General features: G+C 68.3%; 23 protein-coding genes and 1 pseudogene. 12 read left to right on the forward strand and 12 right to left on the reverse strand.

What is annotated here, in order from left to right; all coding sequences use genetic code 11:
* Positions 1 to 133 precede the first annotated feature (133 nt).
* Together ACSQ1W_RS20870 and ACSQ1W_RS20875 are read left to right on the forward strand one after the other, a co-directional pair.
* A complete protein-coding gene (locus ACSQ1W_RS20870; protein ID WP_192274389.1) occupies positions 134 to 412 on the forward strand; it encodes a hypothetical protein in 279 nt (92 codons plus the stop codon).
* Positions 413 to 497: 85 nt separating this feature from the next.
* The gene (locus ACSQ1W_RS20875; RefSeq protein WP_436045979.1) at positions 498 to 1,493 is read left to right on the forward strand and encodes an alpha/beta hydrolase family protein; all 996 of its coding nucleotides are present in this window, start codon (positions 498 to 500) and stop codon (positions 1,491 to 1,493) included.
* On the opposite strand, the gene ACSQ1W_RS20880 is transcribed toward ACSQ1W_RS20875, so the two are convergent.
* From ACSQ1W_RS20880 to ACSQ1W_RS20890, 3 genes are all read right to left on the reverse strand, one after another.
* Positions 1,494 to 1,844, reverse strand: a complete 351-nt coding sequence (locus ACSQ1W_RS20880; RefSeq protein ID WP_192274390.1) for a VOC family protein — start codon at positions 1,842 to 1,844, stop codon at positions 1,494 to 1,496. It abuts the gene before it with no gap.
* 71 nt (positions 1,845 to 1,915) lie between these two features.
* The gene (locus ACSQ1W_RS20885; RefSeq protein ID WP_436045982.1) at positions 1,916 to 2,626 is read right to left on the reverse strand and encodes a helix-turn-helix domain-containing protein; all 711 of its coding nucleotides are present in this window, start codon (positions 2,624 to 2,626) and stop codon (positions 1,916 to 1,918) included.
* A gap of 12 nt (positions 2,627 to 2,638) precedes the next feature.
* A complete protein-coding gene (locus ACSQ1W_RS20890; protein ID WP_192274392.1) occupies positions 2,639 to 3,556 on the reverse strand; it encodes a LysR family transcriptional regulator in 918 nt (305 codons plus the stop codon).
* Between the two features lie 161 nt (positions 3,557 to 3,717).
* Between ACSQ1W_RS20890 and aceB the strand changes: the two genes are divergently transcribed.
* The 4 genes from aceB to ACSQ1W_RS20910 all read left to right on the forward strand — a co-directional run bounded on the left by aceB (position 3,718) and on the right by ACSQ1W_RS20910 (position 7,857).
* Positions 3,718 to 5,364 (forward strand): malate synthase A, encoded by a 1,647-nt coding sequence (aceB, locus tag ACSQ1W_RS20895; RefSeq protein WP_436045984.1) that lies wholly within the window; start codon positions 3,718 to 3,720, stop codon positions 5,362 to 5,364.
* Positions 5,365 to 5,408: 44 nt separating this feature from the next.
* A complete protein-coding gene (gene aceA / locus ACSQ1W_RS20900; RefSeq protein WP_436045986.1) occupies positions 5,409 to 6,743 on the forward strand; it encodes an isocitrate lyase in 1,335 nt (444 codons plus the stop codon).
* Between the two features lie 113 nt (positions 6,744 to 6,856).
* Positions 6,857 to 7,324: a hypothetical protein gene (locus ACSQ1W_RS20905; RefSeq protein WP_436045988.1), complete on the forward strand. Its 468-nt coding sequence runs from the start codon at positions 6,857 to 6,859 to the stop codon at positions 7,322 to 7,324.
* Positions 7,325 to 7,380: 56 nt separating this feature from the next.
* Positions 7,381 to 7,857, forward strand: a complete 477-nt coding sequence (locus ACSQ1W_RS20910) for a hypothetical protein (protein ID WP_436045990.1) — start codon at positions 7,381 to 7,383, stop codon at positions 7,855 to 7,857.
* A gap of 64 nt (positions 7,858 to 7,921) precedes the next feature.
* On the opposite strand, the gene ACSQ1W_RS20915 is transcribed toward ACSQ1W_RS20910, so the two are convergent.
* From ACSQ1W_RS20915 to ubiK, 3 genes and pseudogenes are all read right to left on the reverse strand, one after another.
* Positions 7,922 to 9,982 carry a S9 family peptidase gene (locus ACSQ1W_RS20915; RefSeq protein ID WP_436045992.1) on the reverse strand — a complete coding sequence of 687 codons (2,061 nt, stop codon included), beginning with the start codon at positions 9,980 to 9,982 and terminating at the stop codon, positions 7,922 to 7,924.
* Positions 9,983 to 10,088: 106 nt separating this feature from the next.
* Positions 10,089 to 11,594 (reverse strand): YifB family Mg chelatase-like AAA ATPase, encoded by a 1,506-nt coding sequence (locus ACSQ1W_RS20920; RefSeq protein ID WP_436046268.1) that lies wholly within the window; start codon positions 11,592 to 11,594, stop codon positions 10,089 to 10,091.
* Between the two features lie 6 nt (positions 11,595 to 11,600).
* Positions 11,601 to 11,868 (reverse strand): annotated as a pseudogene (ubiK, locus tag ACSQ1W_RS20925) (ubiquinone biosynthesis accessory factor UbiK); the annotation flags it as partial.
* Between the two features lie 189 nt (positions 11,869 to 12,057).
* Between ubiK and ACSQ1W_RS20930 the strand changes: the two are divergent.
* Both ACSQ1W_RS20930 and ACSQ1W_RS20935 read left to right on the forward strand, forming a co-directional pair.
* Positions 12,058 to 12,396 carry a P-II family nitrogen regulator gene (locus ACSQ1W_RS20930; protein WP_192274400.1) on the forward strand — a complete coding sequence of 113 codons (339 nt, stop codon included), beginning with the start codon at positions 12,058 to 12,060 and terminating at the stop codon, positions 12,394 to 12,396.
* 18 nt (positions 12,397 to 12,414) lie between these two features.
* Complete coding sequence (locus ACSQ1W_RS20935) at positions 12,415 to 12,765, forward strand: DUF6404 family protein (protein ID WP_436045994.1); 351 nt, start codon at positions 12,415 to 12,417, stop codon at positions 12,763 to 12,765.
* 83 nt (positions 12,766 to 12,848) lie between these two features.
* On the opposite strand, the gene speE is transcribed toward ACSQ1W_RS20935, so the two are convergent.
* Positions 12,849 to 13,706 (reverse strand): polyamine aminopropyltransferase, encoded by an 858-nt coding sequence (gene speE / locus ACSQ1W_RS20940; protein ID WP_436045996.1) that lies wholly within the window; start codon positions 13,704 to 13,706, stop codon positions 12,849 to 12,851.
* A 127-nt stretch (positions 13,707 to 13,833) separates the two neighbouring features.
* On the opposite strand from speE, the gene speA reads away from it, so the two are divergent.
* Positions 13,834 to 15,723, forward strand: coding sequence for an arginine decarboxylase (gene speA, locus ACSQ1W_RS20945; protein WP_436045998.1), 1,890 nt, complete (start codon positions 13,834 to 13,836; stop codon positions 15,721 to 15,723).
* A 143-nt stretch (positions 15,724 to 15,866) separates the two neighbouring features.
* Positions 15,867 to 16,514: a carboxypeptidase-like regulatory domain-containing protein gene (locus ACSQ1W_RS20950; RefSeq protein ID WP_192274403.1), complete on the forward strand. Its 648-nt coding sequence runs from the start codon at positions 15,867 to 15,869 to the stop codon at positions 16,512 to 16,514.
* Positions 16,515 to 16,521: 7 nt separating this feature from the next.
* On the opposite strand, the gene ACSQ1W_RS20955 is transcribed toward ACSQ1W_RS20950, so the two are convergent.
* From ACSQ1W_RS20955 to radC, 5 genes are all read right to left on the reverse strand, one after another.
* On the reverse strand, positions 16,522 to 17,277 hold the full coding sequence (locus ACSQ1W_RS20955; RefSeq protein WP_436046001.1) for an SDR family NAD(P)-dependent oxidoreductase: 756 nt from the start codon (positions 17,275 to 17,277) through the stop codon (positions 16,522 to 16,524).
* A gap of 21 nt (positions 17,278 to 17,298) precedes the next feature.
* Positions 17,299 to 17,730, reverse strand: coding sequence for a hypothetical protein (locus tag ACSQ1W_RS20960; RefSeq protein WP_436046002.1), 432 nt, complete (start codon positions 17,728 to 17,730; stop codon positions 17,299 to 17,301).
* Positions 17,727 to 18,512: an SPOR domain-containing protein gene (locus tag ACSQ1W_RS20965; RefSeq protein WP_436046004.1), complete on the reverse strand. Its 786-nt coding sequence runs from the start codon at positions 18,510 to 18,512 to the stop codon at positions 17,727 to 17,729. Before ACSQ1W_RS20965 ends, ACSQ1W_RS20960 begins: the two co-directional genes overlap by 4 nt.
* A 14-nt stretch (positions 18,513 to 18,526) precedes the next feature.
* On the reverse strand, positions 18,527 to 20,215 hold the full coding sequence (gene argS / locus ACSQ1W_RS20970; RefSeq protein WP_436046006.1) for an arginine--tRNA ligase: 1,689 nt from the start codon (positions 20,213 to 20,215) through the stop codon (positions 18,527 to 18,529).
* Positions 20,216 to 20,315: 100 nt separating this feature from the next.
* On the reverse strand, positions 20,316 to 20,990 hold the full coding sequence (radC, locus tag ACSQ1W_RS20975; protein WP_192274408.1) for a RadC family protein: 675 nt from the start codon (positions 20,988 to 20,990) through the stop codon (positions 20,316 to 20,318).
* A 96-nt stretch (positions 20,991 to 21,086) separates the two neighbouring features.
* Here radC and coaBC point away from each other — a divergent pair, with 96 nt between their 5' ends.
* Positions 21,087 to 22,316: a bifunctional phosphopantothenoylcysteine decarboxylase/phosphopantothenate--cysteine ligase CoaBC gene (gene coaBC, locus ACSQ1W_RS20980; RefSeq protein ID WP_436046009.1), complete on the forward strand. Its 1,230-nt coding sequence runs from the start codon at positions 21,087 to 21,089 to the stop codon at positions 22,314 to 22,316.
* Positions 22,313 to 22,777 (forward strand): dUTP diphosphatase, encoded by a 465-nt coding sequence (dut, locus tag ACSQ1W_RS20985; protein ID WP_192274410.1) that lies wholly within the window; start codon positions 22,313 to 22,315, stop codon positions 22,775 to 22,777. The genes coaBC and dut overlap by 4 nt, the downstream gene beginning before the upstream one ends.
* The last annotated feature ends 4 nt before the right edge of the window (positions 22,778 to 22,781 follow it).

Consider the following 22,781-nt stretch of genomic DNA (forward strand, 5'->3'; position numbering starts at 1 on the left):
CAGTCTAGATCCTGCCCGCCGCGCCGTCGGCCTGCCGTGCCGCCTGAATGCGCGCCGCTCATCGGCCGCGACCGGGACTTGGCGACGCGTTCTGGAAAAGGTATAAATTGTTTATACGATTTAAGGGCGTGCCGTGGCCAAGTCCCGCAAGACGCGCGAAACCGGTGGCGCCGACGTGGCGGCAGGCGCTGCGCCGGCGAAGCTGGTCCGCGACAGCTTCACCATGCCGGCCGACGATTTCGCCCTGGTCGATGTGCTGAAGCGCCGCGCACTGCAGGTGCAGCGCCCGGCGAAGAAAAGCGAGCTGCTGCGCGCCGGCCTGCAGGCGCTGTCCGTGCTGTCGCCGCAGGCGCTGGCGAAGGCGCTGGATGCGCTGGCGCCGGTGAAGGCCGGACGGCCCAAGAAGAAGTAGCAAGCGCCGCGCCCCGCGGCGAACCCGAGTCGTCGCGTGCATGCGCCCCGGCGCGTGCGGTTTCCCTGTCCCGGATGTGTTGTCGATGAACGTCGCCGCTTTCCTCCGTCGCCACCGCGTGGTGGTCCTGCTGTCCCTGTCGCTGCTGGCGCCCATGCTGGTGGCGTCGTCGCACGTGCCCGTGCGCAGCGATGCCGGCATCGACCTGCGTGCCGGCTACCGTGTGCAGGACCTGGACTGGGTCGATCCCGCGCGGGGTCGCGCGGTGCCGGTGAAGCTGTTCTGGCCGGACGCGGCGCGCACCGGCAAGGTGCCGCTGGTGGTGTTCTCGCACGGCATCGGCAGCGCGCGGGACGGTTACACCTACCTGGGCCACTACTGGGCGAAGCACGGCATCGCCAGCATCCACGTGCAGCACGTCGGCAGCGACCGTGCGCTGTGGCAGGGCAATCCGTTCGGGCTGGTGTCGCGCTTCCAGCAGGCTGCCAGCGATACCGAGGCCGTCGCGCGCGTGCGCGACCAGCGGTTCGCCCTCGACCAGGTGCTGGCCGGCGAGTGGGGCGCGCACGTCGATCGCGCACGCATCGTCGCCGCGGGTCACTCGTACGGCGCCAACACCACGTTGATGGCGGCGGGCGCGCGGGTGGTGCGCGACGGGAAGACGATCGACCTGCACGATCCGCGCTTCAGCGCGGCCATCGTCATCTCCGCGCCGCCGTTCTATGGCGACGACGACTTCCGCCCGATCCTGGCCGGCATCAACATTCCCACGCTGCACGTCACCACCGCCGACGACATCATTCGCATCCCGGGCTTCGGTTCCGGCGTGGAAGACCGCCTGAAGGTGTTCGACGCCATCGGTGGCGCGCACAAGGTGCTGGCGGTGTACCGCCATGGCACCCACAACGTGTTCACCGACCATCGCTACTTCGATTCGCGCGAGGTCAGCGAGCAGGTCAAGCAGGCCACGGAATCGCTGTCGCTGGCCTTCATCGACACCACGTTCGGTGGGCCGGCGGGCGAGCTGGCGCAGTGGCAGTCGGGCCACCGCGCCCTGTTGACGCGCTACGACGCGCGCTGATCAGGTGGTGGACCAGACCGCCAGTTCGTAGCCGTCGGGATCGGCGAACTGGAAGCGGCGCCCGCCGGGAAACGCGAAGGTCGGCTTTGTGATGCGTGCACCCGCCTTCTCCACCTGCGCCAGGCTGTCCTCCAGCGCGGTGGAATACAGCACCACCAACGCGCCACCGGGCGTGGGCGTGCCATGCGCGAAGCCGCCGGTCAGGCGGCCGTCGCGGAATTCGCAGTAGTCCGGGCCGTAGTCCTGGAACGTCCAGCCGAACGCGTCGCCGTAGAACGTCTTCGACGCGGCGATGGAAGCGACGGTGAATTCGAGATAGTCGATGCGGTGATGGTGTTCGGCGGCGCTCATGGCAGGTATCCGTGGAAGAGGCCGCCAGTCTGCGGCAGTGCGCGCGCTGCTGTCTTGGCGAAATCCGACAGTCAGCCTGCGACCTGGAGGACCAGTTGTGTCGGGGTCAGTCCGGTCAGGCGTCGCGCCTCTCCTGCCAGCTGCGCGGCGTCGTAGTAGCCCGCGTCCAGTGCGGCTTCCAGCAGGGTGGGTGTGCTCCGCTGCGCGTGCAGGAAGCGCTGCAGGCGCAGGATGCGCGCCAGCGTTTTCGGTCCGTAGCCGAACGCGTCGTCACAGCGTCGCAGCAGCGTGCGCTCGGTCAATCCGAGTTCGCCGGCAAGTTGCGCGATCGATAACGGGCGCGCATCCGACAGGTGTGCGTGCACGGCCCGCATGGCGTCGTCGTGCGTCGGCGCTTCGGCAAAGATCCGCCCGGCCAGCCACGCCATCGCTTGGGGTCCGTGCTCGTCCATCCGGTCGGCAAGCGCGGTGAGCCGCGGAATGCCGAGATCACGCAGCTCGATACGGTGGTTGGCCAGCACGTGCAGCGGCGTACCCAGCCAGCGCGCGGCCACCGTGGGCGCGAAGCGCAGGCCCTGCAATCGACTGTCTGGCGCGAGCCGCGCGTACTGGGCCTGCGTATCGGGTCCGGCGACGCTAAGCCGGACACCGTCCCAGAGCAGATCGACGCAGGCGTCCGGCAACACGAGGGCAGGTGTCGCCTGACTGCCCTGCACATACTCCCAGTGGCAGAGCAGCGACTGACCCGATGCGAAGTCGTGTTGTCGGTAACGGCCGCTCATCGGCGTATCGCGTCAGCGCTCGGAATGCCCGCTCTCATCGTACTCGCGGCGTTCGAACAGATGCGGCTGGATCAGTTCGATGAAGGCGCGCGCCTGCGGCGACAGGAACTTGCCCTTGCGCACCACCACGCCATAGCTGCGTGAGGGAAACCACTGCGCCAGCGAGCGTGCGACCAGGCGGTCGCGGTCGCTGTCGCTCAGGCAGATCGAGGCGATGATCGAGATGCCCATGCCCATGCTGACGTACTGCTTGATGACCTCCCAGCCGCCGACTTCCAGTGCGACCGTGTACGGCACGCGCGCCTGCTGGAATACCAGGTCCACCAGCCGGTAGGTGATCAGCCGCTTCGGCGGCAGGATCAGGCCGTACGGCGACAGGTCCTCCAGGCGCAGGTCGCGCTTCTTCGCCAGCGGATGGTCGGGTGGCGTGATCAGCATCGGCTCGAAGCGGTAGACCGGCGCGTAGCTGAGGTCGGCCGGCACGTCGAGCACCGAGCCCACCGCCAGGTCCACCGCATCCGAGCGCAGCAGGTCGGTGCCGTCGGCGGTGGCGGCGTTGTGCAGGGTCAGCTTCACGTCCGGGTGCTGCTGGCGGAAGTGTTCCACGATCTTCGGCAGCAGGTAGAGGATGGTGGAGCTGTTGGCGGCCACGTTCAGCTCGCCGGCTTCCAGTCCGCTGACCTTTTCGCGGAAGGTCGCGTCCAGCCCGTCCAGGCCCGCCACCAGTGGCTGAGCCAGTTCGTACAGCACCTGGCCCTCGCGGCTGGGCGTCAACCGGCGGCCGCTGCGCTCGAAGAGGGTCACCCCCAGGTCCCGTTCCAGGGCCTGCAATTGCAGGGTGATGGCCGGCTGGCTGACGAAAAGCGCCTCCGCCGCACGCGAAACCGACCCCAGCCGGACCGTCTGGCAGAAGGCCCGCAAGGGCTTCATCCGGTCGGATTTGTAGGGAAATCGCGGGGTTGGGGCCTCTTTAGAGCTCACGTTCTAGCCAAATATTAGCTCAGCTTATTTAGTGCATTGACAAAACTGTTTTGTCAAATAATTCGGATCGGGAGCACTGTGCGCCTCCAGCACGACGCCAGGAGAGCCCCATGTCCGCCCCCGCTTTCGCCCTGCCGACCCGCGATTCCCGCGCCGACCGTCCCACCCCCGGCATCGCCCTGACGGCCAGTCTGGCCGGCCAGGACACCCTGCTGCCTCCTGGCGTGCTGGCGCTGCTGGTCTCGCTGCATCGCGCGATCGAACCCGAGCGCCAGGCCCGGCTGCGGGCCCGCCGCGAGCGCCAGGCCTTCTTCGACGCCGGCGGCCTGCCGGACTTCCGTGACGACACCCGCGCGATCCGCGAGGGCGACTGGACCGTGGCGCCGGTGCCGAACGCGCTGCAGGACCGCCGCGTCGAGATCACCGGGCCGGTCGACCCGAAGATGGTCATCAACGCGCTGAACTCGGGCGCCAGGGTGTTCATGGCCGACTTCGAGGATTCGACTTCGCCGACCTGGCAGAACCTGCTGACCGGCCAGCGCGCGCTGACCGACGCCGTGCGCGGCGACCTGCAGTTCACGGCCCCCGCGCTCGATGGAAGCGCCGGCAAGCACTACGCGCTGAAGCCGCAGGACGAGCAGGCCGTGCTGCTGGTGCGCCCGCGCGGCTGGCATCTGGACGAGAAGCACGTGCTGATCGACGGCGCACCGATCGCCGGCGGCCTGTTCGACGTCGCCGTGTTCGCCTGGCACAACGCCCGCGCGCTGCAGGCGAAGGATCGTGGCCCGTACTTCTACCTGCCCAAGCTGCAGAGCATGGAAGAGGCGGCGCTGTGGGAGACCGCGCTGTCGCACATCGAAGCCGCGCTGGGCCTGCCGCACGGCCAGATGAAGGTCACCGTGCTGATCGAGACGCTGCCGGCGGTGTTCGAGATGCACGAGATCCTGCACGCGCTGCGCGACCGCATCGTCGGCCTGAACTGCGGCCGCTGGGATTACATCTTTTCCTATCTGAAGACCTTCCGCCGCCACGCCGACAAGGTGCTGCCCGAGCGCGGCCAGGTGACGATGACGCAGCCGTTCCTGAAGGCCTACTCGGAACTGCTGATCCAGACCTGCCATCGCCGCGGCGCGCATGCGATGGGCGGCATGGCCGCGCAGATCCCGATCAACAACGACGAAGGCGCCAACGAACAGGCGCTGGCCCGCGTGCGCGCCGACAAGCTGCGCGAAGTCAGCGCTGGCCACGACGGCACCTGGGTCGCGCACCCGGCGCTGATCCCGGTGGCGAAGGCGATCTTCGACGAGCACATGCCGCAGACCAACCAGCGCGGGGTGCTGCGCGAGGACGTGGCGGTGACCCGCGACGACCTGATCCGCCCGTCCACCGGCACCATCACGCGCGCCGGCTTCGAAGGCAACGTGGAGGTGTGCGTGCGCTACCTGGCCGCATGGCTGGACGGCAACGGCTGCGTGCCGATCCACTGGCTGATGGAAGACGCCGCCACCGCCGAGATCTCACGCACGCAGATCTGGCAATGGCTGCACACGCCGGACGTGCACCTGTGCGACGGCACCCAGATCGACTACGCGCTGCTGCAGCGCACGCTGGCCGCATTGCCCGCGAAGCTGGGCGACCACAGCCGGCTGCCCGGCGGCGAGCGCATCTCCGAGGCCATCGCCCTGCTCGACCACCTGAGCCGCGCCGACGACCTGGCCGACTTCCTGACCCTGCCCGCGTACGACCGCATCGACTGATCCGCCCCCACCCACGACGTCCGCACGACGAAAGAGAGCCCGCCATGAGCACCAAGCAACAGCAGATCGACGCCATCCAGCAAGACTGGGACCGCAATCCGCGCTGGACCGGCGTGAGGCGCGACTATGCCGCCGCCGACGTCGTCCGCCTGCGCGGTACCGTGCAGCCCGAGTACACGCTGGCCCGCCGCGGCGCCGAGCGCCTGTGGGATCTCGTCAACGGCAGCGCGAAGAAGGGTTACGTCAACGCCTTCGGTGCGATCAGCGCGGGTCAGGCGATGCAGCAGGCCAAGGCCGGCCTGGAAGCCGTCTACCTGTCCGGCTGGCAGGTCGCCGCCGACGGCAACACCTCCGAGACCATGTATCCCGACCAGTCGCTGTACGCCTACGACTCGGTGCCGACCATGGTCCGCCGCATCAACAACACCTTCCAGCGCGCCGACGAAATCCAGTGGAAGAACATCTGCGACGGCAAGGCCGACGAGAAGGATGCGATCGACTTCTTCCTGCCGATCGTCGCCGACGGCGAGGCCGGCTTCGGCGGCGTGCTGAACGCCTACGAGCTGATGAAGAACATGATCGTCGCCGGCGCCGCGGGCGTGCACTTCGAAGACCAGCTGGCGGCGGTGAAGAAGTGCGGCCACATGGGCGGCAAGGTGCTGGTGCCCACGCAGGAAGCGGTGCAGAAGCTGCAGGCCGCGCGCCTGGCCGCGGACGTGCTGGGCGTGTCGACCATCGTGCTGGCCCGCACCGATGCCGAAGCCGCCAACCTGCTGACCTCCGACTTCGATGCCAACGACCAGCCCTTCGTCACTGGCCAGCGCACGGCCGAAGGCTTCTACCGGGTGAAGAACGGCCTGGAGCAGGCGATCAGCCGCGGCATCGCCTACGCGCCGTACGCCGACCTGGTGTGGTGCGAAACCGGCACGCCGGACATCGGCTTCGCCCGCGAGTTCGCCCAGGCCGTGCATGCGAAGCATCCGGGCAAGCTGCTGTCCTACAACTGCTCGCCCAGCTTCAACTGGAAGAAGAACCTGGACGACGCACAGATCGCACGCTTCCAGGATGACCTGTCGGCACTGGGCTACAAGTTCCAGTTCATCACGTTGGCCGGCATCCACATCAACTGGTTCAACAGCTTCCAGTTCGCCCATGACTACGCGCGTGGCGAAGGCATGAAGCACTACGTCGAACAGGTGCAGGAGAAGGAATTCGCCGCGCGCGAGAAGGGCTACACCTTCGTCTCCCACCAGCAGGAAGTGGGCGCCGGCTACTTCGACGACGTCACCACCGTCATCCAGGGCGGCAGCTCCAGCGTCACCGCGCTGAAGGGATCGACCGAGGAAGAGCAGTTCTACGAGAAGGAAAAGGCCGCCTGACGCACCATGCCGGGGGCGACGGACCGCCGCCCCCGGCGGACAGGCGGCACTCGACACGCGACCCGGCCGTGGGTAAGTTCCATTACATCCACGACAGGCAGGGAGCGGTTGGCATGCGCGCAGGCGTCATTCTCTTCACGGCATGGATGCTCGGGGCCTCGGCCACCGCATTCGCCAACGGCAACACCACGTCCGATCTGGGCGAGATCCGCAAGGAACAGATCTCCTACCGCCAGCAAGCAATGGATAAGGCGGGTCCGTTCAAGGACATCAGCGAGCCCGACCGGCAGGCGCTGATCCAGAAGCAGGACCAGCTGATCGCCCTGATCGAAGGCAAGAACACGCTGGGCGACCTGGCGCGCGACGACCAGACCACGGCGGTCAATACGCTGGAATGGATCAAGGCCGCCATCACCCGCGCCGAAGACGAGCGCCTGGTCTGCGAGCGCGTGAAGCTCGTGGGCAGCCATCGCCCCACCCGTATCTGCAAGACCGTGGCCGAGCGGCGGAAAGAGCGCGAAGAAGCCGAGAAGACCATGGAGCAGAAGGTCATGTGCGGCGCGGGCTGCAGGAGCAACTGATCCCCGGCGCGCCGGGCGCGTCGTGGTTCCGCCGTCGGATGTCCACGGAGATCGCCATGCTGGTTCGACTCGTCCTCGTTCTCTCGCTGTGCCTGCCGGGCACGCTGTGGGCCACTGCGCGCACGACCGGCGCACTGCCCGAGATCCATGCGCAGCAGGTGCAGTTGCGCCAGGAGGCGCTCGCCGGGCAGGGGCGCTTCAAGGATCTTGGTGCGGCGGAGCGCGAGGCGCTGGTCGCCAAGCAGGACCGGTTCCTTGCGCTGACGAAGGGCCGGCAGTCGCTCGATGAGTTGTCGATGGACGACAGGATGTCGGCGATCAACACGCTGGAAGCCATCAACGCCACCATCACCCGCGCCGAAGACGAGCGACTGGTCTGCGAGCGCATCAAGCAGGTGGGCAGCCACCGGCCCACGCGGGTGTGCCGCACCGTCGCCGAGTTGCGCGAGGCTCGGCAGGCCGCGGAGAAGCTGATGGAAGAACGGCCGGCCTGTGGCCAGACCTGCAGGGAGCCGGAGAAGCTCGGTCCCTGACGCGGATCACGCCGTCCCGACCCTCAGGGCACGCCCTTCGGGTCGGGACGCTGTAGCAGTTCTGCTACTTCTTCACTTCCTGCGTGTGGCGCTTCAGCGCCTCGGACAGGCCGAGGACGCCGTCGGCGCCGGTCGGCACGCTGATGCTGGAGCCCGTCAGGTCGTTGCCGATCTGCTCGGCGCGCCCCCCCAGGCATTGGGCGAGGAAGCCCTCCGTGACCGCGTTGAATGCCTTGTTGTTTTCGGGGCGCGCGAAGCCATGGCCTTCATCGGGGAACAGCACGTACGTCACCGGGATGCGCTTGGCCGTCATCGCCTTGACGATCTGGTCGCTTTCATCCTGCTTCACGCGTGGGTCGTTCGCACCCTGGCCGATCAGCAGCGGCTTCTTGATCTGGTCGGCGCGGGTCAGCGGCGAGCGTTCGGTCAGCCATTTCTTGCCGGCCTCGGTGCGCGGGTCGCCCATGCGCTTGGCCAGTTGCTCGAAGAAGCTGGCCCAGTACGGCGGCACCGTGCTGAGCAGGGTGTTGAGATTGGACGGGCCAACGATGTCGACGCCGCAGGCGAACGTGTCCGGCGTGAACGTCAGGCCGGTCAGCGTGGCGTAGCCGCCGTAGCTGCCGCCCATGATCGCGACCTTGTCCTCCGTGGTGATGCCCTGCTTGACCGCCCACTGCACGGCGTCGATCAGGTCGTCATGCATCTTGCCGGCCCACTCGCCGTTGCCGGCATTGGTGAAGTCCTTGCCGAAGCCGGTGGAGCCGCGGAAGTTGACCGACAGCACCGCATAGCCGCGATTGGCCAGCCACTGGTTGTAGCCGCCGTAGCCGTAGGAATCGCGCGCCCATGGACCTCCATGCACCAGCAGCACCAGCGGCACCGGCGCGTCGGCCTTGCCGTCGTTGTCGGCGTCGGCACTGCGCGGCAGGGTCAGGTAGCTGACCAGCGTCTTGTCGTCGCGCGAAGTGATTTCCACCGGCCACTGCGGCACCAACGGCTTGCCTTCGAGTTTCGGACGCGCCGAGAACAGCTTGGTCAGCGTGCCGGCGGGACGGTCGTAACGGTAGTACACCAGCGGCGCTTCGGCGGCCGAGTACGCGACTATCCAGGTCTTGTCGTCCTGCGTGCGCGTGTTGACCGACACGTCGCCTGGGCCGATCGCCTCGAGCTTCTCCAGATCGGCCCGGATCGATGGATCGACCACCTTCCATTCGTCGCGCAGGTAGTCCACCGATACCGCCTGCACCTTGCCGGTGGCCGGATCGGATAGCGTGCCCCCGACATCGGCGCGGGCATCCTCCAGCACCCGCGTGCGCTTGCCGCTGGCGACATCCACCGCGAACAGGGCGGCAGTGTTGCGGCCGCGCGAATCGGTGAAGTAGAGCGTCTTGCCGTCGAGCGTCAATCCGCCGGGACTGGTGGTCAGTCCATCCTCGAACGGAATGTCCTCGACCTTCTCCCAGCCGCCGGACCCGCTGCGCTTCAGCACGTCGGCGCCGCCATCCGGGCGCGAGCGCGTGGCGTAACGCAACTGGTAGTCGGCATCGGCGATGTAGCCGCCGATCTGGGATTCGTTCTTTTCGAGCAGCGTGCGCTGCCCGCTGGCCAGGTCGACCTTGTAGACGTCGTGCCACTTGGTGTCGCGGTCGTTCATGCCGACCAGGATCGTGCCGGGATGTTTCGGGCTGACGCCGGCCACCTGGGCCGTGGTCTTCGGGAACGGCGTCAGGTCCTTCGCCTGACCGGTCTTCAGGTCCACCGCGTACAGGTGGAAATCCTCGTCGCCGCCGCTGTCGCGCAGGTACAGCAGGGTGTCGGGGTTGTACGACCAGAAATAACTGCGGATGCCACGTGCCTTGTCCTGCGTGACGGCCTTCGCCTGTACGGGGTTGTCGGCGGGAGCGACCCAGACGTTGAGCACGCCATCGACGGCGGCGACCCAGCTCAGGTACTTGCCATCCGGGCTGATCTGCACGTTGGCCCGCTCGGGATTGCCGAACAGGGCTTCGCGGGGAATCAGTTCGGTACCGGCGATGCGGTCGGCGGCGGACGGCGCGGCCTGCGCAGCGAGCGCGACGGCGACGGTCGAGGCCAGCAACGTGAGGCGGAATGCGGTGTGGCGCATGGGCGGACTCCTGGGTGGCGAGAGGATGGCAGCAGGCAGGACGCCTGCCGGCGCGATGTGTGACCCGAGTAGACCACAGCCCGCCTTCGCCTGCGGTGGCCAGAGGTCACGCCGCGCTGCCGCGATCCAGTCCGCGATATCCCAGTGCTTCGGTCAGATGGGGCGTGGCAATGGTGTCGCTGTCCGCCAGGTCGGCGATCGTCCGCGCGACCCGAAGGATGCGATGCAGGCTGCGCGCGGACAGTTGCAGGCGTTCGACCGCGCGTTCGAGCAGCGCCTGGTCGCGCGCCGCCAGCCGGCAGTGCGCCATCGTCTCGGCCTGGCCCATGCGTGCGTTGGGTCGGCCGGTGCGCGCATGCTGCCGTGCACGTGCGGCGAGCACGCGCGCTCGTATGGACAGGGTGCTTTCGCCGTCCGGTGCGTCGGGGCGCAGTTCGTTCGGCGGCAGGCGCGGTACGTGTACGTGCAGGTCGATGCGGTCCAGCAGTGGCCCCGACAGCCGGCTCCGGTAACGCCGCACCCCATCGGCGCCGCACCGGCAGCGCCCGCTGGAGTCGCCGGCCCAGCCGCACGGACACGGGTTCATCGCGGCGACGAGCTGGAAGCGTGCGGGGAACTCCGCCGTCCTCGCGGCGCGCGACACGGTCACGGTGCCCGATTCCAGGGGCTCGCGCAGCACCTCCAGGGCGGCCCGCGACCATTCGGGCAGCTCGTCCATGAAGAGCACGCCATTGTGGGCAAGCGAGATTTCGCCGGGCCGTGGCTGCGCGCCGCCGCCGACCAGTGCCACCGCGCTCGCCGTGTGGTGCGGCGCGCGATACGGACGCTGGCGCCAGCGCGCCGGATCGAGGCCGCGCCCGCTGACCGAGGCGATGGCGGCGCTCTCCATCGCTTCGGTATCGGTGGCATCGGGCAGCAGGCCCGGCAGCCGCGAGGCCAGCAGTGTTTTGCCGCAGCCGGGCGATCCGACCAGCAGGAGGTGATGGCCGCCGGCCGCGGCCACTTCCAGCGCACGGCGGGCATGGGCCTGCCCGCGCACGTCGGCCATGTCGGGGATCGAGGACGGCAGCGGCGGCGGTGCGACCGCGGGCGGCAGGTGTTTCCGCCCTTCCAGCAGCGCGCAGACCTCCAGCAGCGTGCGTCCGGTGAAGGCCTGCCCCTGGCGGGCCAGCGCGGCTTCCGGGCCGCTGGGCTCGGGCACCACCAGGGTACGGCCGGCCGCCGCCACGGCCAGCGCCGCCGGCAGCACGCCATCCACGGCACGCAGTTCGCCGGTCAGGCTGAGCTCGCCAAGGAACTCGTACTCGGCCAACGCTTCGCGGCGGATCTGTCCGCTGGCGGCGAGGATGCCCAGCGCGATGGGCAGGTCGAAGCGGCCGCCATCCTTGGGCAGGTCCGCAGGCGCGAGGTTGACGGTGATGCGGCGCGTCGGGAATTCGAACTGCGCGCACAGGATGGCGGCACGCACGCGGTCGCGTGCCTCGCGCACGGCGGCTTCCGGCAGGCCGACGATCTGGGTGGATGGCAAGCCGCCGGACAGATGCACTTCCACGCGGACCGGGGGCGCGGACACGCCCGCCCGTGCCCGGCTGTTCACCAGGGCCAGACTCATGGCGGCGGGGTCAGGACTGGGCGGACTTGTCGGCCAGCTGGGTTTCCAGCGTGGCGACCGTGCGCTCAAGGGCTTCGAGTTTCTCGCGCGTGCGCAGCAGCACGGCCTGCTGCACGTCGAATTCCTCGCGGGTCACCAGGTCCAGCTTCGCCAGACCTGCCTGCAGTGCGGACTTGAAGGTCTGCTGCAGTTCCTCCTGCGAGTCGCGCAGGCCGGGCGGCACCAGCTGGCTGAGGCGGCGGGCGAGGTCGTCGATGTGGTTGAGGTCGATCATGTGTGTTCTCCGGCAGTGCACCGAGCTTGCGGGGCGGGCGGGCATGCGCGCCATCGGCGTTCGCTGCGTAGCGCTGTCGGAAATATCCGGGCGGCGAGGCGATCATTGAACCGCGAGACGGGCCGCGGCCGCAACCGCGCGCAGCTTCGGCACGCTATCCTGCGGGCAGCATCCATGGGAGGACCCTGCATGAAAATGGTCATGGCCATCATCAAGCCGTTCAAGCTGGACGACGTGCGTGAGGCGTTGTCGGAGGCCGGCATTGCCGGCATCACCGTTACCGAGGTGAAGGGCTTCGGCCGGCAGAAGGGGCACACCGAGCTGTATCGCGGCGCGGAGTACGTGGTGGATTTCCTGCCGAAGGTGAAGCTGGAAGTCGCGGTGACCAACGACCAGGTCGAACAGGTGGTCGAGGCTATCGTGAAGGCCGCCGGCACCGGCAAGATCGGCGACGGCAAGGTGTTCGTCTACGACCTCGAGCGCGTGGTGCGGATCCGCACCGGTGAGCTCGACGCCGACGCGCTGTGATGCCCCGTGACTGATCCCGTGTTCGACGCCCGCTTGCAGCAGGCGCTGGCATTCATCGAATCGAAGGGCGTCCGTCGCAGTACGGCGGCTCCGCCACTGTATCGGCTGTTCTGGAGGATGGGGCTCAAGGTGCCGCCACCGCTGATGGCCAGCTTTCCGTCGATCGCGTTGCTGATGGGCGGTTTCTTCGGCCTGTTCTGGGGTCTGCTGATGTGGCTGCTGATGTGGGGTCGCACGGGCATGCCGGTAGCGTTCGGCGCGTCGATCGCTCTGCTGGCGGGCGCGCTGTTCGGCCTGCTGATGGCGGCGGTGCTGCGCTCGCAGGCGCGGAACAAGCAGATCCCGGCGTGGAAGGACTTTGCGCCGTAGCAACGCCCTTTCAGTCAGTACTGTCCGCAAAGAAAAAGGCTCCGCACGAGCGGGGCCTTCTTGTTCGCGTCGAGCGCGGCGACTTACTCGCCCAGCGCCTTCGCCACGAACGGCGGCGCCACCAGCACGCCCGTATGCAGGTGCGCGGTGTAGTACAGCGTGTCGAACGGCTTGGCCGCGGCGTCCGCCTGGCGGAACGCGAAGTCGGCGCCCGCCGCCTTGCTGGCGATGGTCACGCTCCACCAGCCGGTCGGATAGCACGGCTGCGGGAACGGCAGCGTCTTGAACGACTGGAAGCCGGCCTTGCCCATCTCCGCGCGCATGTCCTTGATCAGGTCCAGCAGCGCCAGCGGCGACTCGGACTGCTGGACCAGCAGGCCGTCCGGCTTCAGCGCGCGGTAGCAGCTCTCGAAGAACGCCTTGTTGAACAGGCCTTCCGCCGGACCGACCGGATCGGTCGAGTCGACGATGACGACGTCCACGCTGCCGGGCTCGCAGTTCGCCATGTAGGCGACGCCGTCGTCGAACAGCAGCTCGGCGCGCGGGTCACCGTTCGACTCGCACAGCTCGGGGAAGTACTTCTCCGCCATGCGGGTGACCTGCTCGTCGATGTCGCACTGCGTGGCCTTCTCCACGCCCGGGTGCTTGAGCACCTCACGCAGCGTGCCGCAGTCGCCACCGCCGATGATCACCACGCGCTTGGGCGCGGCGTGGGTGAACAGCACCGGGTGGCTGATCATCTCGTGGTAGAAGAAGTTGTCGCGCGTGGTCAGCATCATCGCGCCATCGATCACCATCAACTTGCCCCAGTCGGTGCTGTCGTAGATCTCGATCTTCTGGAACGGCGACTGCACCTCGTCCAGCTTGCCGGTGGTGCGGAAGCCGATGGCCGAGCCGGTGTGCGAGAAGTGTTCGATGAACCAGGTGTCGTTGGCGGTCATGGGGCTGTCCTGCGTGAAGGGAATGGCAACGACGATGGGGCCTGCCGCTGCGGGGGCGCATTGTAACGGACCCATGTGACCGCAGCCTGTAGAATGCGCGTCCGCTCGCCTCCCCTGGAAAACCGCCATGTCCTGGTCCACCGACCACGCCCGCAAGACCTACTCCGTCCCGCACTGGGCCGAAGGGTATTTCGACGTGGACGCCGCCGGCCGCATCGTGGTGTCGCCCAAGGGCGCGCAGGGGCCGGTGATCCCGCTGCCCGAGGTGGTCGACGCCGCGCGCGCGCAGGGCGCGCAGCTGCCGTTGCTGGTGCGCTTCCCCGACATCCTCGGCGACCGCCTGGGCAAGCTGCAGGCCGCGTTCGCGCAGGCGCAGGCCGACTGGGAGTACAAGGGCGGCTACACCGCGGTGTATCCGATCAAGGTCAACCAGCATCGCGGCGTCGCCGGCACGCTGGCCTCGCATGCGGGCGAAGGCTTCGGCCTGGAAGCCGGCAGCAAGCCGGAACTGATGGCCGTACTGGCGCTGTCGCGTCCCGGCGGACTGATCGTCTGCAACGGCTACAAGGACCGCGAATACATCCGCCTGGCGCTGATCGGCCGCAAGCTGGGGCTGCAGACCTTCATCGTCATCGAGAAGCCATCCGAACTGGCGCTGGTCATCGAAGAGTCGCGCGCGCTGGGCGTGAAGCCCGGCCTGGGCGTGCGCATGCGCCTGGCGACGCTGGGCGCCGGCAAGTGGCAGAACAGCGGTGGCGACAAGGCCAAGTTCGGCCTGTCGCCGCGCCAGGTGCTGGACCTGTGGAAGCAGCTGCGCGACACCGGCCTGCAGGACACGCTGGGCCTGCTGCATTTCCACATGGGCTCGCAGATCAGCAACGTGCGCGACATCGCCAACGGCATGCGCGAGGCGACGCGGTACTTCGTCGAGCTCTCGAAGCTGGGCGCCACGATCAGCCACGTCGACGTCGGCGGCGGCCTTGGCATCGACTACGAAGGCACGCGTTCGCGCAGCTACTGCTCGATCAACTACGGCATCGGCCAGTACGCCAGCAACATCGTGCAACCGCTGGCCGAAGCCTGCGAACAGCATGGCTTGAACCCGCCGCGCATCGTCACCGAGTGTGGCCGCGCGATGACCGCGCACCACGCGGTGCTGGTGGTCAACGTGTCGGAAGTGGAGCAGGCACCGGAAGGCCGCGTGCCGCCATCGCACGACGACGAACCGGCGGTGATCCGCCACCTGCGCGAGATCCACAGCGAACTCGATACGCGTCCGGCGGTCGAGCTGTTCCACGAAGCGCAGCACCACCACAGCGAAGGCCTGTCGCTGTACGCGCTGGGCCAGATCGATCTGGTCCACCGCGCGCGCATCGACGACCTGTTCTACGCCATCGCGCATGCCGTGCGCGCCCGTCTGAGCAGCGACGAGCGCAGCCACCGCGACCTGCTGGATGAGCTCAACGAGCGCCTGGTCGACAAGTACTTCGTCAACTTCAGCGTGTTCGAGTCGATTCCCGACGTGTGGGCGATCGACCAGGTGTTCCCGATCGTACCGATCGAGCGGCTGGACGAAGCGCCGGCGCGCCGCGGCATCATTGCGGACATGACCTGCGACTCAGATGGCATGGTCAAGACCTACGTCGAGAATGAGGGCCTGGACTCGTCGCTGCCGCTGCATGCGATGAAGCCCGGCGAGAGCTACCGCCTCGGCATCTTCCTGGTCGGCGCGTACCAGGAAATCCTCGGCGACATCCACAACCTGTTCGGTGATACCGACGCGGTGGAAGTCAGCGCCGATGCGGGCACCGGCTACCTGCTCACGCAGCAGCGCCGTGGCGACACCACCGACGTGATGCTCGATTACGTGGGTTACAGGCTGGACGACCTGCGCGCGGTGTACCAGCAGCGCGTGGACGACGCTGGCCTGCCGGCGGACGAATCGCAACGCCTGGCCGATGCGCTGGAGGCCGGACTGACGGGCTACACCTACCTGTCGGATGAGCCGCTGGGCTGAATCCTGCACGTTGCCTTGACGGCGTTGGATGCAGTCTCTGTCGGCTTGTCATGGTGTTGGCACGATGGTAGACAGGCAGTGAGCGGCATCGCCTGCGGAATGGCGAGCGCGACTACATGCATGAAGCAACCAGGGAGTCAGGGATGAGCAGAACGATCAGGCGCGTGTCGTGGTGGAGTGTCGTGGCTTGCGTGATGGTGGCATGGCCCGCCGCGGCGCAGCTCAGGACGTCCCCCAAGGTGGATACGCGGCCACAGGTGGAAGAAGTACAGCCGCAGATCGCCTTCGACAAGGCGCAGGCGGTGGCGGCGCTGGACAAGGGCAATGCCAGCATCACGGGCGTCGCATGCTCGTACCACGACGGCTACGTCTATCTGGCCGACAACACACAGGTGATGCTGTTCCCGGCGACGCCCTATCTCGACGAGTGGGTCAGGCTCCGCAAGAAGGATCAGCGGAACCGCGTGGTCACGATGTCGGACGATGCGTACGCCACGCGGGTCGAAACGGAAACCGACGCGAAGGGCAATTTCCGGTTCCAGGAAATGCAGCCGGGGCGCTACTACCTGTTCATGCAGTTCGCCTTCAACCAGGCGATGTCGCGCGATGTCTATGCGGGCACCAGCAATACAGGATACGGCGCGGTGAACCACTACCAGCGCCAGGATTACACCGTGGCGCGCAACGACGAGATGATCAAGGACGTCGAGATCAAGCCGGGCGACACGACCGTGAAGACGGCGCTGACCCGCGGTGGCCGGCTGGCGGCGAAGCTGCTGCCCTGCAAGTAGGACAGCGTCAGGTCGCTTCGCGTGCGACCTGGAAGCCTGCGAACGACTGCGTCACCGGCATGATCTCCAGCCGGTTGATGTTGAGGTGCGGCGGCAGCGTCGCGACGTAGAAGATCGACTCGGCGATGTCGTCGGCCGTCATCGGGTTCGCGCCGGTGTAAAGCTTGTCGGACGCCGCCTGGTCGCCATGCGTGCGCACGAGGGTGAACTCGGTTTCCGCCATGCCCGGCTCGATCGTCGTCACGCGCACGCCGGTGCCGTGCAGGTCGCTGCGCAGGCCCAGTGAGAACTGGCTGACGAACGCCTTGCTGCCGCCGTAGGCGTTGCCGCCGGGATACGGATAGACGCCCGCGACCGAGCTGATGTTGATGATGGCGCCCTTGCGTTCGACCAGCGTCGGCAGCAGTCGGTGTGTCAGCGTGACCAGTGCGGTGATGTTGGTGTCGATCATCGTGCGCCAGTCCGACAGCAACGCCGTCTGCGCGGGCAGCGTGCCCTGCGCCAGGCCAGCGTTGTTCACCAGCAGATCGATGTCGCGGAAGCCCTCGGGCAGCGCCGCAAGGGCCGCGTCCATGGCAGCCTCGTCGCGGATGTCGAAGGCGGCAGCGTGCACCTTGTCGGCACCGACGTCATCCACCAGCGCCTGCAGGCGCTCCACGCGGCGTCCGGTGGCGACCACGCGCCAGCCCGCGGCTGCGAAACGACGGACAGCAGCGGCGCCGAAGCCTGACGTGGCGCCGGTGATGAGAGCAGTACGAGTCATGGCGTTTCCAGCAAGGGGGAATCAGGATGCTGGCGCGCTGCGAGCCTGGCGCTGGTCGCGCCAACGTGCGCCGGCGAGGGTACCCAAGGTCGCTGCGGCGACCGAGAGCAGCATGTTCAACGCGTTGCCACGCAGCACTTGGCTTAGGGGCGAGGCGCCGTCGGGTTGAAGTCCGCCGACTCCCGCCAGCATCACCAGCGTACTGGTCCACAACGCAACGCTCAGGCCTACCGCGATGATGACGAACCGGTGCCCGGCCAGCGCGCCACCCAGCGCCATGCAGCCGGCGGTAATGAGATAGCTCATGGGCGCCAGGTAGCCCATCCCCGTCGGAACGCCACGGCGCCAAGCTTCCGGCAGCAGGCTGCTCAGCGTGGCGCCCAGCAACAGGGCGAACAGCGCCAGCAGTGTCGCCAGCAGTAGCCGCTGCCAGGAAGGACGCGGCGCCGTCACTGCGCTTTCACCGCCATCGCGGGCAGGCCGCCGCTGGCGAGCTTCTGCTTCGCTTCGGCCAGTTCGCTGGCGGTGCCATAGGGCCCCATGCGGACGCGGTACACGGTCTTGCCGTTGATCTGCGCGGATTCCACGCGGGCGCTGAGGCCGAGCATGGCGATCTTGGCCTTGGTGGCCTCGGCGTCGCCGGAGGCGCCGAAGGCACCGGCCTGCAGGATGTAGCGGGCCCCTGTGTCGGCGCTGGCCACGGTCGTGGCGGCCCGGGGCGGCGGCGGTGCATCCGCCGGCCGCGGCGTTTCCGGCGTACGCGGGGCTGGCGATTCATCGATGGGCGCGGGCTGCGCCGCGGGCCCGGTCGTGGCAGGCGTGGCGGCGGCGATCGGCGACTGGCCATTCAGCGCGGCACGGGCCTTTCGGGCTTCTTCCTCGCGCGCGCTGGCGGCGAGTTCCGCATCGGACATCTGCACTTCCTTGCCCGGCAGCAGCGTATAGAAATCGTACTGCGTCTCCTTCGGCGCGGCTGCATCAGGGGAGGCCGTGGCCGGCGCATCGGCTGGTGCATCCGGCACCACCGCATCGACATCGGCGCTGTCGACCGGTGCAGGTTGGGCATCCGGGTTCGGCTGCGGACGGAAGAAACCGTCGCCGTCCTTCTTGCCGAGGCCGGGCACGATGAAATACACCGCCAGGCCGATCAGCAGGCCGAGGATCAGCCACACCCAGGGTGGGGTGGCATGGCCGGAATTTCGGGTGGCCTGGTTCTTGCCGCGCCTTGCTGCCATCTACTGCTCTCCGCTCACATCTTCTCGGGCGCGCTGACGCCCAACAGGTCCAGTCCGTTCGCCAGCGCCTGACGGACCGCCAAGGCCAGCGCCAGTCGCGCATCGCGCGCCGACGCGTCGTCGATCAACACCGGCGTGCCGGCGTACCACGTATGGAAAGCATAGGCCAACTCGCGCAGGTATTGCGCCACGACGTGTGGCTCCAGCGACTCGCCTGCGGCTTCCACGACTTCCGGATAGCGCGACAGTTCCACCATCAGCTGCAGCGAGGTGTCGTCGTCCAGGCGCGCCAGGTTCGCCAAGCCGTTGGCCTGATCGTAGGCGTAGCCCTTCTCGCCAGCCTGGCGCAGCAGGCTGCAGACGCGGGCATGCGCGTACTGCACGTAGAACACCGGATTGTCGTTGCTCTGCTGGCGGGCGAGATCGATGTCGAACGTCAGCTGCGAATCCGGCTTGCGCGCGATCAGGAACCAGCGCGTCGCGTCGGCGCTGGTTTCCTCCACCAGGTCGCGCAGCGTGAAGTAGCTGCCGGCGCGCTTGGAGAGTTTCACTTCCTCGCCGCCGCGCATCACGGTGACCATCTGGTGCAGCACGTATTCGGGGTAGCCCTGCGGAATGCCCTCGCCCAGCGCCTGCAGGCCGGCTTTCACGCGGGCCAGCGAGCCGTGATGGTCGGCCCCCAGTTCGGTGATGGCGCGCTCGTAGCCACGCTGCCACTTGCTGAGGTGATAGGCGACGTCCGGCACGAAGTAGGTGTAGCTGCCGTCGGACTTGCGCATCACGCGGTCCTTGTCGTCGCCGAAGTCGGTCGACTTCAGCCACAGCGCGCCGCCTTCCTCGTAGGTATGGCCGGAGGCGACCAGCTTGCGCACGGTTTCCTCGACCTTCGCGTCGGCGTACAGCGAGCTCTCCAGGAAGTAGCGGTCGAACGACACGCCGAACGCGGCCAGGTCCAGGTTCTGCTCGCGGCGCAGGTAGGCCACGGCGAAGCGGCGGATGGCGTCGAGGTCCTGCGGATCCTTTTCGCCGGTGACCACGTGGCCCTCGACTTCGACCGAATCGCCGTTGAGGTAGGCCTGGGCCACGTCGGCGATGTAGTCGCCGCGATAGCCGTCCTCAGGCCAGCCTTCGCCGTCCGGCGTCAGGCCGAGTGCGCGTGCCTGCGTGGACCTGGCCAGGTTGTCGATCTGCACGCCGGCATCGTTGTAATAGAACTCGCGCTTCGCGTTCCAGCCGTTGGCGGCCAGCACGCGCGCGATGCAGTCGCCGATGGCGCCGGCGCGGCCGTGGCCGACATGCAGCGGACCGGTCGGGTTGGCCGACACGTACTCGACACCGACGGTGCGGCCCTGGCCGCTGTCGTTGCGGCCGTATGCGTCGCCCTGCGCCAGCGCCGCCGCCACTTCGCGCTGGTAGGCGCCGGGGCTGAGGTGGAAATTGATGAAGCCGGGGCCGGCGATCTCGACCTTGGTCACATCGTCGCTGGCCGGCAGGGCCGCGACCAGCGCGGTGGCGATGGCGCGCGGATTGCTGCGTGCGGCCTTGGCCAGCTGCATGGCGGCATTGGTGGCGAAGTCGCCGTGCTCGCGGGTCTTGGGCCGCTCGACAACGAAATCGGGCGTGGCGGTGTCGGCCGGCAGCGTGCCGGCGGAGCGCAGGGCGTCGATGCCCTGGGCGATCAAGGCGCGGAGGGAAGCTTTCACGGAGGACCGTCGTGTTGCGTGGGAACCGCCTATTCTAGGTTTTCCCGGTCTCCGCGTGGGATCGGCGCGGTTCAGCGAGGCCCCTTCCGGACCCCGTCGCTCAGACCCAGCCGCGCGCCGCCATCGACTGCGGTGGTCCGTCGCCGACGACGAAATGATCGAGCAGGCGTACATCCACCAGCGCCAGTGCCTGCTTCAGCCGTTGGGTCACCGCCCGGTCCGCGGCCGACGGCTCCGCACACCCGGACGGGTGATTGTGGCCCACGATCAGCGCCGTGGCGTTCAGGGCCAGCGCGCGCCGGGCCACTTCGCGTGGGTGCACTTCCGCGCTGTCCACGGAGCCCTGGAACAGTTCCTCGAAGGCCAGCACGCGATGGCGGGTATCGAGGAACAGGGCGGCGAAGACTTCGTGGGGCCGTCCCCGCAGGCGCTGGGCGAAGTAGCGGCCGGCCGCGTCCGGATCGCCGATGGCGTCGCCGCGTGCCAGCGAGGCGTGCAGCAGGCGGGTACCGAGCTCCAGTGCTGCACCGAGCGCGCAGGCCCGGGCTGGCCCCAGGCCGGGCAGGTCGATGAGCTGGGCCGGTGCGCGTTCGAGCAGGGCGCACAGGGGGCCGTGGTGGGCGAGCAGCTCGCGGGCGGTGGCGACGGCATCCCGCCCGCGCAGGCCAGAGCCGAGGAAGATGGCGAGCAGCTCGGCGTCGCTGAGGCTGGCAGGCCCCCGGGCGAGCAGTTTCTCGCGGGGTCGTTCGTCGAGGGGCCAGTCGCGGATATGCATGGCCCCATCGTCGGCCGGGAGCGCCCGCGCGTGCATCGGGCCTCACGGGGCGTTCGGGTAAGCTAATCGCCGGTATCGACGTAGGAATGGGCCGACGTGAGTGGATCGGACAAGACGCAGGGTCTCGCAGGGCAACGCCTGCTGCTGTGCGTGGGGGGCGGGATTGCCGCCTACAAGGCGCTCGAATTGGTGCGCCGCTTGCGCGACGCGGGTGCGGAGGTGCAGGTCGCCATGACCGCCGGTGCGCAGCAATTCGTGACGCCGCTGAGCTTCCAGGCCCTGTCCGGCCATCCCACGCGCACCACGTTGTGGGACAGTGCCGCCGAGCAGGCGATGGGCCATATCGAGCTGGCGCGCTGGGCGGACCGGGTGATCGTCGCGCCGGCGACCGCCGACCTGATGGCGCGGCTGACGCACGGACTGGCCGACGATCTGGTGACCACGCTGTGTCTGGCGACCACCGCGCCCATCACGATCGCGCCCGCCATGAACCACCGCATGTGGCAGCACCCCGCCACGCAGGCCAACCTGGCCACGCTGCGCGGCCGCGACGTACACGTGGTTGGCCCGAACGACGGACCGCTCGCCGAGGGCGAATCCGGGCCCGGACGCCTGGCAGAGCCTGACGAGATCGTCGCGGCGCTGGTGGGCCAGGCCACGGTCTTGCCACAGGGGCCGCAGGACCTGGCGGGACTGAAGGTCGTGGTCAGCGCTGGCCCGACCTATGAAGACCTGGACCCGGTGCGTTACCTGGGCAACCGCAGCAGCGGCAAGATGGGCTTCGCCGTCGCGGCCAGCGCCGCCCGGCGCGGTGCCCGTGTGACGCTGGTGGCGGGCCCGGTGCATCTGTCCACGCCCGCGGGCGTGAGCCGCGTGGACGTGCGGTCGGCGGCGCAGATGCATGACGCCGTGTTCGCGTCGCTGCCGGCCGACATCTACATCGGCGCCGCCGCCGTGGCGGACTACACGCCGCGCGAACCGGCTGCCAACAAGATCAAGAAGTCCAGCGAATCGCTGGCGTTGGACCTGGTGCGCACGCCCGACATCCTGGCCGAGGTCGCCGCGCAGACGCAGGCGCTCAAACTGGTGGTCGGTTTCGCCGCCGAAACCAACAACGTGGCCGAGTACGCGCGCAAGAAGCTGGACGCCAAGCGGCTGGACATGATCGTGGCCAACCGCGTGGGCATCGCCGACGGCGGCTTCGAAAGCGACCAGAATGCGATGACCGCGTACTGGAAGGACGGCGAGCGCAGCTTCGCGTCCGCGCCCAAAACGCAACTGGCTGACGAACTCATCGATTTGATCGTGGAGCGACTGGACGCATGAGTGCAGAGCGCGCAGTGGAAGTGAAGCTGTTGGACCCGCGCTTCGGCGATGAATGGCCGCTGCCGGCCTACGCCACCGAGGCCAGCGCCGGCATGGATCTGCGTGCGGCGCTGGAAGCGCCGCTGGTGCTGGAGCCTGGCGACGCGGCGCTGGTGCCCAGCGGTATCGCGCTGCACCTGGGCGACCCGCAGCTGTGCGCGGTGGTGCTGCCGCGCTCCGGGCTGGGTCATCGCCACGGTATCGTGCTGGGCAACGGCACGGGGCTGATCGATGCCGACTACCAGGGGCCGCTGTTGATCAGCGTGTGGAACCGCGGCCACGAGGCCTTCACCATCCAGCCGGGCGACCGCATCGCCCAGGTGATGGTGCTGCCCGTCGTGCGCGTGAGCCTGCAGGTGGTGGACACTTTCGCCGACAGCGCACGGGGGACGGGTGGTTTCGGCCACACCGGCGTGCGATGACAGG

The organism is Pseudoxanthomonas sp. LjRoot143 (assembly GCF_964252945.1).
GTDB lineage: Bacteria > Pseudomonadota > Gammaproteobacteria > Xanthomonadales > Xanthomonadaceae > Pseudoxanthomonas_A.